The organism is Streptomyces aureus (assembly GCF_001418135.1).
In the GTDB taxonomy this organism is placed as follows: domain Bacteria; phylum Actinomycetota; class Actinomycetes; order Streptomycetales; family Streptomycetaceae; genus Streptomyces; species Streptomyces aureus_A.
In genome coordinates this window covers 1-12,127 of the sequence record NZ_LIPQ01000220.1, presented here as the reverse complement: position 1 = coordinate 12,127, position 12,127 = coordinate 1, and the positions used below count along the sequence as shown (strand labels likewise).

General features: G+C 72.6%; 10 protein-coding genes and 1 pseudogene. 8 read left to right on the top strand and 3 right to left on the bottom strand.

Annotation, left to right across the window (positions count from 1 at the left end; all coding sequences use genetic code 11):
• The 4 genes and pseudogenes from sucB to AOK00_RS19135 all read left to right on the top strand — a co-directional run.
• Positions 1-1,008, top strand: a 1,008-nt coding sequence (sucB, locus tag AOK00_RS19150) for a 2-oxoglutarate dehydrogenase, E2 component, dihydrolipoamide succinyltransferase (RefSeq protein WP_063886626.1), incomplete at its 5' end; no start/stop codon positions are given.
• Positions 1,009-1,139: 131 nt separating this feature from the next.
• Positions 1,140-1,763 (top strand): GntR family transcriptional regulator, encoded by a 624-nt coding sequence (locus AOK00_RS19145; RefSeq protein WP_030314321.1) that lies wholly within the window; start codon positions 1,140-1,142, stop codon positions 1,761-1,763.
• Between the two features lie 302 nt (positions 1,764-2,065).
• Positions 2,066-4,771, top strand: coding sequence for a pyruvate dehydrogenase (acetyl-transferring), homodimeric type (gene aceE, locus AOK00_RS19140; RefSeq protein ID WP_055601519.1), 2,706 nt, complete (start codon positions 2,066-2,068; stop codon positions 4,769-4,771).
• Positions 4,772-4,811: 40 nt separating this feature from the next.
• Positions 4,812-5,769, top strand: a pseudogene (locus tag AOK00_RS19135) (helix-turn-helix transcriptional regulator).
• A 3-nt stretch (positions 5,770-5,772) separates the two neighbouring features.
• Here the strand turns inward: AOK00_RS19135 and AOK00_RS19130 are convergent.
• Entirely contained in the window at positions 5,773-6,711 is a 939-nt protein-coding gene (locus tag AOK00_RS19130; protein ID WP_055601518.1) for an SDR family oxidoreductase, read from the bottom strand.
• Between the two features lie 99 nt (positions 6,712-6,810).
• Here AOK00_RS19130 and AOK00_RS19125 point away from each other — a divergent pair, with 99 nt between their 5' ends.
• Positions 6,811-7,332, top strand: a complete 522-nt coding sequence (locus tag AOK00_RS19125; protein WP_055601517.1) for a DUF4240 domain-containing protein — start codon at positions 6,811-6,813, stop codon at positions 7,330-7,332.
• A 99-nt stretch (positions 7,333-7,431) separates the two neighbouring features.
• Here the strand turns inward: AOK00_RS19125 and AOK00_RS19120 are convergent, their stop codons facing one another.
• Positions 7,432-8,226 (bottom strand): SDR family NAD(P)-dependent oxidoreductase, encoded by a 795-nt coding sequence (locus AOK00_RS19120; protein WP_107097424.1) that lies wholly within the window; start codon positions 8,224-8,226, stop codon positions 7,432-7,434.
• A gap of 113 nt (positions 8,227-8,339) precedes the next feature.
• Between AOK00_RS19120 and AOK00_RS19115 the strand changes: the two genes are divergently transcribed.
• Entirely contained in the window at positions 8,340-9,113 is a 774-nt protein-coding gene (locus AOK00_RS19115; protein WP_055601516.1) for a TetR/AcrR family transcriptional regulator, read from the top strand.
• Here the strand turns inward: AOK00_RS19115 and AOK00_RS19110 are convergent.
• Positions 9,085-9,588 (bottom strand): GNAT family N-acetyltransferase, encoded by a 504-nt coding sequence (locus tag AOK00_RS19110; protein ID WP_055601522.1) that lies wholly within the window; start codon positions 9,586-9,588, stop codon positions 9,085-9,087. The genes AOK00_RS19115 and AOK00_RS19110 overlap by 29 nt on opposite strands.
• Positions 9,589-9,626: 38 nt before the next feature.
• Here AOK00_RS19110 and AOK00_RS19105 point away from each other — a divergent pair, with 38 nt between their 5' ends.
• Positions 9,627-10,547 (top strand): TIGR01777 family oxidoreductase, encoded by a 921-nt coding sequence (locus tag AOK00_RS19105; RefSeq protein ID WP_079042079.1) that lies wholly within the window; start codon positions 9,627-9,629, stop codon positions 10,545-10,547.
• Between the two features lie 186 nt (positions 10,548-10,733).
• On the top strand, positions 10,734-12,127 hold a 1,394-nt coding region (locus AOK00_RS19100; RefSeq protein ID WP_063886625.1), incomplete at its 3' end, for an NAD(P)/FAD-dependent oxidoreductase.

The following is a 12,127-nucleotide window of genomic DNA, read 5'->3' as shown; positions in this document are numbered from 1 at the left end:
CCGGCCCCGGCCGCCCAGGCCCCGTCGATCGCCCCGGCGGTCGTCACCCCGGTCCCGGCGACCCCCGCGGCCGCCCCCGCCGAGGACGGCGCGTACGTGACCCCGCTGGTCCGCAAGCTCGCCACCGAGAACGGTGTCGACCTCGCGGCCGTCAAGGGTTCGGGCGTCGGTGGCCGTATCCGCAAGCAGGACGTCCTCGCGGCCGCCGAGGCCAAGAAGGCCGCCGCCGCGGCCCCCGCCGCCGCTCCGGCCGCCGCCAAGGCTCCGGCCCTGGAGGCCTCCCCGCTGCGCGGTCAGACCGTCAAGATGACCCGCATGCGCAAGGTCATCGGCGACAACATGATGAAGGCGCTGCACGGCCAGGCCCAGCTGACCTCGGTCGTCGAGGTCGACATCACCAAGCTGATGAAGCTGCGCGCCCGTGCCAAGGACGCCTTCGCCGCCCGTGAGGGCGTCAAGCTCTCCCCGATGCCGTTCTTCGTGAAGGCGGCGGCCCAGGCGCTGAAGGCCCACCCGGTCATCAACGCCCGGATCAACGAGGACGAGGGCACGATCACCTACTTCGACACCGAGAACATCGGTATCGCGGTGGACTCCGAGAAGGGTCTGATGACCCCGGTCATCAAGGGTGCGGGCGACCTCAACATCGCCGGTATCTCGAAGAAGACCGCGGAGCTGGCCGGCGCCGTGCGCGCCAGCAAGATCACCCCGGACGACCTGGCCGGTGCGACCTTCACCATCTCCAACACCGGTTCGCGCGGCGCGCTGTTCGACACGATCATCGTGCCCCCGAACCAGGTCGCCATCCTGGGCATCGGCGCCACCGTGCGCCGTCCGGTCGTCATCAACCACCCGGACCTGGGTGAGACGATCGCGATCCGCGACATGACGTACGTCGCGCTGTCCTACGACCACCGTCTGGTGGACGGCGCCGACGCCGCCCGCTACCTGACCTCGGTCAAGGCGATCCTGGAGGCCGGCGAGTTCGAGGTCGACCTCGGTCTCTAGGCCGTACGCCGAAAGGCATACGCCGAGGCAACGTAACGAGCCTCACCTGCGGCGCCCCCGTCCGGAAGTGTTTCCGGACGGGGGCGCCGCCGTATTGTCTTTAGAGTCAACACTCCCCGAGGAGCCGCTTCATGACCGTCCCCGTCGTCCACTCGCTGCGCGAGCAGATCCGCGAGCACATCGTGGAGGGGATCGTCAGCGGCCGCTGGAAGCCGGGCGAGCGGATCGTGGAGCGCCGGATCGCGACCGAACTCGAAGTCAGCCAGACGCCCGTGCGCGAGGCGCTGCGCGAGCTGGAGTCGCTGCGGCTGATCGAGTCGGCGCCGAACAAGGGCGTCCGGGTCCGCAATCTGACCGCGGCCGACCTGGAGGAGAGCTACCCCGTACGAGCCGGTCTGGAGCAGATCGCGGCCGAGCTGGCGGCCGGCCGGCTCGCGGCCGACTGCTCGGCCCTTGAGCCGCACGTGGCGGCCCTGTACGAGGCGGACGCGACCTCCGACGGCACGGCCCAGGTGCGGCACACGGTGGCTTTCCACCGGGAGCTGGTGAAGGCCGCGGGGAACGCCGTCCTGCTGCACACCTGGGAGACCCTCGGCATCGAGGTCTTCACGGCCCTGTCGATCCGCTGGCTGGGCACGGTCCAGAAGTCGTACGCGGAGGAGCACCAGGAGCTGGTGGAGGCCTTCCGGCGGGGCGATCCGAACATCGGCGCGCTCGTGAAGGCGCATGTGCTGGGCTGCGCGCCGCGCGCCTGACCCTCTTTCTCGTCACGGACAGTGAGCGGGCCCACCCTCCGGTGGGCCCGCTCATTCGTGCGCGCACCCCCTCAGAAAGCGGCTCCTCCCCGCTCCCACCTGCGAAAACAAGGCACCGGGTGCCCCGTTTCGCGGCACCCTGTGCCGACTTTCTCGATCTGAAGAGGTTTTCCCCTTCAACCCTTTGATCGATCATCGATCGCCGGTTTACAGTCTTCGGCGGGCCGCTACCCGGCCCTTCGCCCTGTCCTGCCAGACAAGGCACCCCTTCTCCACCCCCACCTGTCCGGAAGGCGGCGATCATGACCGATCCCGTAGGCAAGATTCCGAGCGAGCTCGACCAGCTCCCGGACCGTGACACCGAGGAGACCGCCGAGTGGGCGGCCTCCCTGGACGCCGTCACCAAGGCCGCCGGCCCCCACCGGGCCGCCTACCTGATGCGCCGCACGCTCCAGCACGCCGAGGGCGCGGGCCTCGCCCTGCCCAAGCTGCTGGAGACGGACTACGTCAACACCATCCCGACCTCAGCCGAGCCGACGGGCGCCGACTTCGACGGCGACGAGGCCATGGAGCGCCGGATCACCGCCTGGAACCGCTGGAACGCGGCCGCGATGGTCACCCGCGGCTCGAAGTACGGCGTCGGCGGTCACATCGCCACGTTCGCGTCGGCCGCCTGGCTGTACGAGACCGGCTTCAACCACTTCTTCAAGGGCAAGGAAGCCGACGGTTCCGGCGACCAGCTCTACATCCAGGGTCACGCCGCGCCCGGCATCTACGCCCGCGCGTTCCTGGACGGGCGCCTGAACGAGGCCCACCTCGACAACTTCCGGCAGGAGTCCGGCGGCAACGGTCTGCCCTCCTACCCGCACCCGCGCCGCCTGCCCTGGCTGTGGGAGTTCCCGACCGTCTCCATGGGTCTGGGCCCGCTCTCCGCGATCTACCAGGCGCGCTTCAACCGGTACCTGACCAACCGCGCCATCAAGGACGTCTCCGCCTCGCACGTGTGGGCGTTCCTCGGTGACGGCGAGATGGACGAGCCCGAGTCGACCGCGGCCCTCGCCCTGGCCGCCCGCGAGGGTCTGGACAACCTGACCTTCGTCATCAACTGCAACCTGCAGCGCCTCGACGGCCCGGTCCGCGCCAACTTCAAGATCGTGCAGGAGCTGGAGGCCCAGTTCCGCGGCGCCGGCTGGAACGTCGTGAAGTCGCTGTGGGGCAACGCCTGGGACGAGCTGTTCGCGCTCGACACCACCGGCGCCCTCGTCCGCCGCCTCCGCGAGGTGCCGGACGCGCAGGTCCAGACGTACCAGACCCGCGACGCCGCCTACATCCGCCAGGACTTCTTCGGCAAGGACCCGGCGCTCGTCGCGATGGCGCAGCTGCTGAGCGACGACAAGATCCTGGAGTGCTTCCACCTCTCGCGCGGTGGCCACGAGCCGCGCAAGGTGTACGCCGCGTACAAGGCCGCCGTGGAGTTCAAGGGCGCGCCGACGGTCATCCTCGCGCAGACCGTCAAGGGCTTCACCCTCGGTGAGGGCTTCGCGTCGAAGAACGCGAACCACCAGATGAAGAAGCTCTCGAACGACGAGTTCAAGAACATGCGTGACCTTCTTGAACTGCCCATCTCGGACTCGCAGTTCGCTGACGGCCAGGTGCCGTACGGCCACCCCGGCGCCGACTCTCCCGAGGTCCGCTACCTGCAGGAGCGCCGCGCGGCGCTCGGCGGTCCGGCCCCGGCCCGTCGTACCCACGCGATCGCCCCGCTGCCGGCCCCGGCCGAGAAGGCCTTCACCGCCTTCGACAAGGGCTCCGGCACGCAGTCGATGGCGACCACGATGGCCTTCGTCCGTCTGGTCAAGGACCTCATCCGCGACAAGGAGACCGGCAGGCGCTGGGTCCCGATCGTCCCGGACGAGGCCCGTACCTTCGGTATGGAGTCGCTGTTCCCGTCGCTCGGCATCTACTCGCCGAAGGGCCAGACGTACGAGCCGGTCGACCGCGACCAGCTGATGTACTACAAGGAGGCCGTCAACGGCCAGATCCTCAACGAGGGGATCACCGAGGCCGGTTCGATGGCCGACTTCATCGCCGCTTCCACCGCGTACTCCACGCACGGCGAGGCGATGATCCCGTTCTACATCTTCTACTCGATGTTCGGCTGGCAGCGGACCGCAGACCAGATGTGGCAGCTCGGCGACCAGCTCGGCCGCGGCTTCCTCGTCGGCGCCACCGCGGGCCGTACGACCCTGACCGGTGAGGGCCTGCAGCACGCCGACGGCCACTCGCCGGTGATCGCGGCGACCAACCCGGCGGCGCTGACGTACGACCCGGCCTTCGCCTACGAGGTCGCGGCCATCGTCAAGGAGGGTCTGCGCCGGATGTACGGCGAGGCCGCCGAGGGCGAGGACCAGAACGTCTTCTACTACCTGACGGTCTACAACGAGCCGATGCCGCAGCCCGCCAAGCCGGCCGGCATCGACGAGGGCATCGTCAAGGGCCTCTACCGCTTCAACACGGCGGAGTCCGCGGGCCTCGACCTCCCGGCGAACGCCGCGCGCGTCCAGCTGCTCTCCTCCGGTACGGCCATCCACTGGGCCCTTGAGGCGCAGAAGCTGCTCGCCGCCGAGTGGGGCGTGGGCGCCGACGTGTGGTCCGCGACCTCCTGGACGGAGCTGCGGCGCGACGCCCTGGAGGCCGACGCGGCGCTGCTGCGCGGCGAGGAGCGGGTGCCGTACATCCGCCAGGCCCTGGAGGGCGTCGAGTCCCCGGTCCTCGCGGTCTCCGACTACATGCGCCAGGTCCCCGACCAGATCGCGCAGTGGGTCGAGCAGGACTGGTCCTCGCTCGGTGCCGACGGCTTCGGCCTCTCCGACACCCGTGACGCGGCCCGCCGCCACTTCGGTGTCGACGCCCAGTCGATCGTCGTCGCGGCCCTCGCGCAGCTCGCCCGCCGCGGCGAGGTCCCGGCCTCGGCCGTGAAGGAGGCGCGCGAGCGCTACGGCCTGTAGGCGCTGCCCGGTTGTCGGTGCGGGCGCGCATGATGGGTTCATGCGCGCCGCCCGGCTGATCAAGATGGTCCTGCTCCTCCAGTCCCGTCCTTCGATGACGGCGGCCGAACTCGCCGCCGAGCTGGAGGTGTCGGAGCGCACCATCACCCGCGATGCCCTCGCCCTCTCGGAGGCGGGGGTTCCGGTGTATGCGGACCGGGGCAGGGCCGGCGGGTACCGGCTCGTCGGCGGCTACCGCACCCGGCTCACGGGTCTGGCGCGCGGCGAGGCCGAGGCGCTGTTCCTGTCCGGACTGCCCGGCGCGCTGCGGGACATGGGCCTGGAGGACGCTGCGTCGGCGGCCCGGCTGAAGGTGTCCGCGGCACTGCTGCCGTCGCTGCGGGACGCCCCGGACTCGGTGGCGCAGCGCTTTCTGCTCGACGCCCCGGGCTGGTACCAGGAGCCGGAGACCCCGGAGCTGCTGCCGCCTGTCGCGGGCGGTCTGGGACGACCGGATGATCTCGGCCCGCTACCGGCGCGGCGACCGTGAGGTGGAGCGCGAGCTCGCCCCGTACGGCCTCGTCCTGAAGGCGGGCGTCTGGTACCTGTGCGCGCGGTCCGGTACGGCGTTCCGCACCTACCGGGTGGACCGCTTCGCCTCCGTCGCCCTCGCCGTGGAGCGATTCGACCGGGACGAGGCCTTCGACCTGTCCGCCTTCTGGGCCGAGCGCGCGGCCGAGTTCGCCCGGTCGATCCTGCGCGCCGAGATCGTCGTACGGCTCACGGAGGCGGGAGCCCGCAGACTGCCGTACGTGACGGACCGCGCGGCCGCCGGGGAGGCGCTGGCGGCGGCGGTCACCGAGGAGGGCGGGCTCCGGGTGGTCCTCCCGGTGGAGAGCGAGGAGGTCGCGTTCTCCCAGCTGCTCACGCTCGGCCCGGAGGCCGAGGTGCTCGCCCCGGCCTCCTTGCGTGAGCGCTTCGGTGCGGCCGCCCGCGCGATGGCCTCGCGGTACGCGTGAGGGTCACCGGTAGTCGTTCACGTCCGGGCTGCCCTTCTCGTCGGCGAGCATGAAGCCCCAGGCGTCCGGCCGTGAGCCGTCCGCGTCGGTGAAGCCGTACTCCCCCGCGAGCTGACCGCTCGACAGCGACTGTCCGTTCCAGCGGTGCCGGTCGGGGTCCGCCGCGAGCGCGGCGACGGCCCTCCCCACGTACACCGGGGACTCGGCGATCGCGAAGCCGGGGATCTTCTCGACGGCGTCGCGCCAGTTCTCCTCGGTGACGCCGAACGCGGTGAGCATCTGCTCGGACCTGAGCCAGCCGGGGGTGACGGAGACCGCCGTGCCGCCGTACTCCGCGAGTTCCTCGCCGAGGCCGAAGGCCATCCGGATCGGGGCGTTCTTGGCGAGGTCGTAGAAGAGGTTCTCGCGGTAGCGGGTGCCGTTGTACTCGGACGTGCCGTCGGTGACCTCGACGACGAGGCCGCCCCGGTTCCGGATGAGCAGCGGGATCGCCGTGTGGGAGGTGATGGCGTGCGTCCGCACCCCGAGTTCCAGCATCCGCAGGCCGCCGGTGAGGTCGCTCTCCCAGGTCTTCCTGCCGAAGACGAGGAGGTGCTCGCCGCCCCACACGTCGTTCACGAGGACGTCGAGCCGCCCGTGCTCCCGGTCGATCCGGTCGACCAGGGCCTTCACCTGCTCGACCTCCAGGTGGTCGGTGGGGACGGCGATGCCCTCGCCGCCGGCGGCCGTCACCAGTTCGGCGGTCTCCTCGATGGTCTCGGTGGCCCGGCCGACCTCGCTGAGCCTCGCGCGGGTGGTCCGCCCGGTGACGTACACCGTGGCCCCGGCCGCGCCGAGCTGGACGGCGATGCCGCGTCCGGCGCCCCGGGTCGCCCCGGCGACCAGGCAGATCCGTCCGCGCAGGCTCTTCGGCTGGTTCGTCTCGTTCGTCTCCGTCGTCATGCGCACCAGACTCGCAGGAAAGTACGACATCTTCTGTCCGGTTTCATTTCGGGCTTTCCGGGTGCGTCGCACCTCCCGAACCAGGATGCTGGTCCCGTGATGGACGAGACGGAGTTCTGGGAGATCATCGACGCCAGCCGCGAGGACGCCGAGGGCGACCCCGAGGAACAGGCCGACCTGCTCGTGGAACGGCTGACCCGGCTGGACCCCGACTCCGTGCTCGACTACGCGCGCCATTTCGAGGCCCGCTACAACCGCGCGTACCTCTGGGATCTGTGGGGCGCGGCGGCGGTGCTCTTCGACGGGGCCGGCGACGAGATCTTCGATTCGTTCCGCTGCTGGCTCATCGGCCAGGGCCGGGAGGTGTACGAGGGCGCGGTGCACGATCCCGACGCGCTCGCGGAACTGCTCGGCGACTTCGACGTGGAGATCGACGGGGACGGCGAGGAGATCGGTTTCGCGGCGGACGAGGCGTACGAGCAGCTGACCGGCGCCGAGACCCCGGACCTGGGCATTCCGATGCCGGGCGGGGAGCCGTTGGGGACCCCGTTCGACCTGGAGGACGACAAGGTCCTCCAGGCCCGCTTCCCCCGGCTGTGGGAGCGCTTCGGGACGGAGTAGGTCGCCACGCCCGGGAGAAGGCCCCGGGCTCCGGTCCCGAAGGGCGGCCCACAGCCGGCGCCACGAAGGCGGCCCGCCCTTCGGGACCGGCCGCGCCGCTCAGAAGTGCGTGCCGCCGTCGATGCGGACCTCGGTGCCGGTGATGAACTTCCCGTCCTCGGACGCCAGCATCGCGACGACGCCCGCGACGGTCTCGGGGCCGGCGAAGCCCTGGCCGAGGGCGGGGGCGAGCTTCCCGAAGAGGGACCAGTCGGCGTCCTCGGGGATGCCCGGGCCGACGCTCTGACGGCTGGCGCCGGTACCGTCGGTCATGCCGGAGGAGATGGAGCCGGGCTGGACGGCGGTGAAGCGGATGCCCTGCTTGGCGTACTCGGCGGCGAGCGCGTGGGTCATGGACTGGATGCCGCCCTTGCTGGCCGCGTAGGCCGCCATGTAGGGGTGCGCGAACATCGCGGAGGTCGAGGAGAAGTTCACGACGGCGGAGCCCTCGCCCTCCAGGAGTGCGGGGATCGACTCGCGGATCACCAGGAACGTGCCGGTGAGGTTGATCCGTATCACCTGCTCGAAGGAGTCGAGGCTCGTCTCGTGGGTGTGCGAGGAGCGCAGGATGCCGGCGGCGTTGACCAGGACGTCCAGGCCGCCGAGCGCCTCGACGGCGGCGGCGACACCGGCGCGTACGGAGGCCTCGTCGGCGACGTCCAGGACGACGGTGGTGAGGCGGTCGGCGGCGTCACCGGCCTTGGCGACGGTGTCCTTGAGGCCGTCCTCGCTGATGTCGGCGGCGACGACCCGGCCGCCCTCGGCGAGCACGCGCAGGACGGTGGCCTGGCCGATGCCGGAGCCGCCGCCGGTGATCAGAGCGCGGCGTCCTTCGTAACGGGTCAGCTGGTTCATGGCGGCAACCTCTCGATGTCGAGCTTCCGGGAATCCTGCTTCCGGGACGTCGGAGGTTCCCGGGGAATGCTGCCACCGTACGCCCGAGTGGCACGTTTTGCCATACCTGCACGATGTGCACCGTCGGCAGTCGCGGGCGTACGCTTCGTACGGTGAGCACCAAGCCCGAGGGCGCCACGCCCCCCACCCGGACGCTGACGGAGCGCCGCAAGGCCGCGACCCAGCTGGACATCGCGCGCGCCGCCGCCGAGCTTTTCACCGAGCACGGCCCCGACGGCACCACGGCCGAGGACATCGCCCTGCGGGCCGGGGTCGCGCTGCGCACCTTCTACCGGTACTTCCGCTCCAAGCAGGACGCCGTGGCCCCGCTCCTCGCGGGCGGCGGCGACCGCTGGCGCGAACTCCTCGCCGCGACTGCCGCGCCGGCCACGGGTGGCGCGGCCGCCGGACGTGGCGAAGGCGGCGCTCCGGAACCGGGCGCGGGGCTGCCCGAGGCCCTGGAACGCTCGATCACCGCCTCCCTGACCCCCGCGGACGCGGCGGCCGAGGAAGGGCTGCGCTGGACGCGCGGACTGCTGCGCGCGGCCGCGCAGGACCCGGCACTGCGGGCCGTCTGGTACCGGGTCAACCAGGAGTCGGAGGAGCGACTGCGCGAGGTCGTCGCCGGCCTCGCCGGTCCGGGCGCGGACCCGCTGGAGGTACGGCTCACGGCCGCGGCGGCCACGGACGCGATCCGGATCGCCCTGGAGAGCTGGGCGGAGACGGACGCGCCGGTACGGGGCGAGGGCGCCCCGGCGGAGCTCGCGGTCCGGTGCCTGCGCGAACTGATGGGCGGGATGCGGCTCCTGAACCCGGACGTCAGCGGAAAGTCAGCGACCGGCCCATGAGGACGTCGTCCACGTACTCCCCGGCCAGGAACAGCTCCCCCGGCAGCACGCCCTCCACCGCGAAGCCCTCGGAGGTGTAGAGCGCGCGGGCCGGGGCGTTGTGGCCGAGCACCCGCAGGGTCATGCGTACGGCGCCGTCCGCCCGGGCCTTCTCCATCGCGGCCCGCAGCAGCGCCCGCGCCACGCCGTGCCCCCGCGCGGCCTCGGCGACCACGAGGCCCTGGATCTGCCGCACATGGGCGGTGGCGGCGAGCGAGGTCGGCGGCACCACCCTGATGTAGCCGACGATCGCCCCCTCGCGCGTCGCGAGGAGGTAGTCCCCGGGCAGATGGCGGTCGTCGAAGAAGGGCTCGTACGGCGGGACCGGGGCGGGCAGCACCGCGTGCAGGGTCGACCAGGCGGCCCGGTCGAGCTCGGCGAGGGCGGCGTCGTCCGCGCGTTCGGCGGTACGTATCAGCGTCTCCGGCACGATCATGACGGCCACTGTGCCACGCGCCCGCCCCGGAGGGCAGGATGGTGCCCATGCAGCGTTCCGCCACCCGCAAGCGTGTCGCCGTCACCGGTGCCTCCGGGCTCATCGGCTCCGCCCTCGTCCACTCCCTGCGCGCCGACGGCCATGACGTCGTCCGGCTCGTCCGCCGGCCCGCCCGGACCGCCGACGAGGTCGAGTGGGACCCGAAACGGCTGTACGTGGACGCCGCCGGGCTCGTCGGCGTGGACTCCGTCGTGCACCTGGCGGGCGCCGGGGTCGGCGAGCGCCGCTGGAACGAGGCGTACAAGCAGGAGATCCGCGACAGCCGCGTCCTCGGCACGACGGCGATCTCCCAGGCGCTCGCCTCCCTCGCGGAGCCGCCGGAGAGCCTGGTGTGCGGCACCGCGCTCGGCTGGTACGGGGACACCGGCAGCCGCGCGGTCGACGAGAGCGCCCCGGCGGGTACGGGCTTCCTGCCCGAGGTCTGCGTGGAGTGGGAGGCCGCCGCGGCCCCCGCCGAGGAGGTCGGCATCCGGGTCACCTATGCCCGTACCGGCCTGGTGGTGGCGCGTGAGGGAGGGGCGTGGGGCCGGCTGTTCCCCGTCTTCCGGGCCGGACTCGGCGGACGGATGGGCGACGGCCGCCAGTACTGGTCGTTCATCTCCCTCCACGACGAGGTGGCCGCCCTGCGCCACCTCATCGACACCCCGGCGCTCTCGGGACCGGTGAACCTGACCGCCCCCGACCCCGTCACCAACCGCGAGGTGACGGCCGCGATGGGGCGGGTTCTGCGCCGGCCGACCCTCCTCACCGTGCCCGCGCCCGCGCTGAAGGTGGTGCTCGGGGACTTCGCACAGGATGTGCTGGGGAGTCAGCGGGTGCTGCCGGGGCGGCTGCTGGAGTCCGGATTCGACTTCGCGTTCCCGACGATCGACGACTCGATCAGGGCCGCCGCGCGCTGAACCCCGCACCGCTCCCCCTCCTTCGCTCCCCCTCCGTGCTCCCCCGTGCCGCACGCACCCCGGTGCGCGCGGCTGGCACCCGCGGGACCGCTGCCTAGGCTCGACGAGAACGGCGAACTCGGGCATTCCGGAGGCCCGTTGGGGGCATAGGCCTCCCACCGGCCGCGCCGACCTGGGGAGGGGCACGTGCTCAACAGCGCAGACAGCGCAAGGACCGCACAGCGTACGAACGTCGACGTCGACCACGGCATCACGCAAACCGTCGACGTCGTCATCGTGGGAGCCGGGGTCGCGGGACTCGCCGCGGCCCGCCGGCTGACCGACGCCGGGCTCTCCGTGATCGTCCTGGAGGCGGAACCCCGCGTCGGGGGCCGGATGGCGACCGAGGCCGTCGACGGCTTCCTGCTCGACCGGGTGGGACCGCTGCTCACCCTGTCGTACGAGGAACTCCGGGCCACCCCGGGGCTCGACGGCCTGGTGCTGCGGCCGTTCGCCCCGGGGGTGCTCGTGCACAGCGACGGCCGGTACGCGCGGTGGGGCGCCCCGCACCCGCGCCGGACGGCCGGCGTGCCCCGGAGCGCGGGGCACCGGAGCGTGGGGGGAGCGTTCAGCGTGGCGCGCGCCCTCGCGAGCGCCCCCCGTCGTCCGGCCGCCTCGCTCGACCAGGCGCGGCTCGGCGCGTCCCTCGTCCGGCTCGCGGCGACCCCGACGCAGCGGATCCTGGCCCGCCCCGAGCGGACCGCGCGCGAGGCGCTGACCGCGCGGCTGCCCGCCAGGACCGTCCAGGGCGTGCTGCGGCCACTGCTCGCGGCGCTCCTCGGCGACCCGGACCTCGGCATGTCGAGCCGCCACGCGGATCTGGCGCTGCGCGCCTTCGCCCGGGGCCGGCTCGCGGTGCCCGAGGGCGGGGCGGCCGCCCTCCCGGAGCGGCTCGCGGCGGCGCTGCCGGCGGGCACGGTCCGGACGGGGGTCCGGGTCACGGAGGCGTCGATCTCGCGGGTGACGACGGCGGAGCACGGGGTGTTCCGGTGCCGGTCGGTCGTCCTCGCGACGGGGGCGCGGACGGCCGCCGAGCTGCTGCCCGGTCTGCGCCGGCCGGCCTTCCACTCCGTGACCGTGCTGCACCACACGGCGCCGACGGCTCCTCTGGCTCCGACGGCGGACCCGACGCTGCTCCTGGAGGCGGACCCGGGCGGGCCGGTGTCCCACACGGCGGTGATGAGCGCGGTGGACCCGGGGCGGGCGCCGGAGGGCCGGACGCTGATCACCTCGACGGTGCTCGGAACGCCGCCGGACGACACGGAACGGCGGGTCCGCAAGCACCTCGCGACGCTGTACGGCACGTCGACGGACGAGTGGGAGCTGCTGGCCCTGCGTCACACGCCGGACGCGGTCCCCTCGATGCCCCCACCGCACGACGGGCACCGCTCGGTCCGTCTGCTCGCGGGCCTGTACGTCTGCGGCGACCACCGCGCGACGAGCACCGCCCAGGGCGCCCTGAGCTCGGGCCACAGGGCGGCCCTGTCCCTCATGACGGACCTGGGACTGCGACGGGGGGCGGACGAAGGGGGGGAGGAGGC

Excerpts from the sequence above, each read along its gene's own strand:
- AOK00_RS19110 (WP_055601522.1), bottom strand. The coding sequence starts at position 9,588 with ATGATCGTGCCGGAGACGCTGATACGTACCGCCGAACGCGCGGACGAC.
- AOK00_RS19105 (WP_079042079.1), top strand. The coding sequence starts at position 9,627 with ATGGTGCCCATGCAGCGTTCCGCCACCCGCAAGCGTGTCGCCGTCACC.
- AOK00_RS19130 (WP_055601518.1), bottom strand. The coding sequence starts at position 6,711 with ATGACGACGGAGACGAACGAGACGAACCAGCCGAAGAGCCTGCGCGGA.
- aceE (WP_055601519.1), top strand. The coding sequence starts at position 2,066 with ATGACCGATCCCGTAGGCAAGATTCCGAGCGAGCTCGACCAGCTCCCG.
- AOK00_RS19115 (WP_055601516.1), top strand. The coding sequence starts at position 8,340 with ATGTGCACCGTCGGCAGTCGCGGGCGTACGCTTCGTACGGTGAGCACC.
- AOK00_RS19145 (WP_030314321.1), top strand. The coding sequence starts at position 1,140 with ATGACCGTCCCCGTCGTCCACTCGCTGCGCGAGCAGATCCGCGAGCAC.
- AOK00_RS19120 (WP_107097424.1), bottom strand. The coding sequence starts at position 8,226 with ATGAACCAGCTGACCCGTTACGAAGGACGCCGCGCTCTGATCACCGGC.
- AOK00_RS19125 (WP_055601517.1), top strand. The coding sequence starts at position 6,811 with ATGGACGAGACGGAGTTCTGGGAGATCATCGACGCCAGCCGCGAGGAC.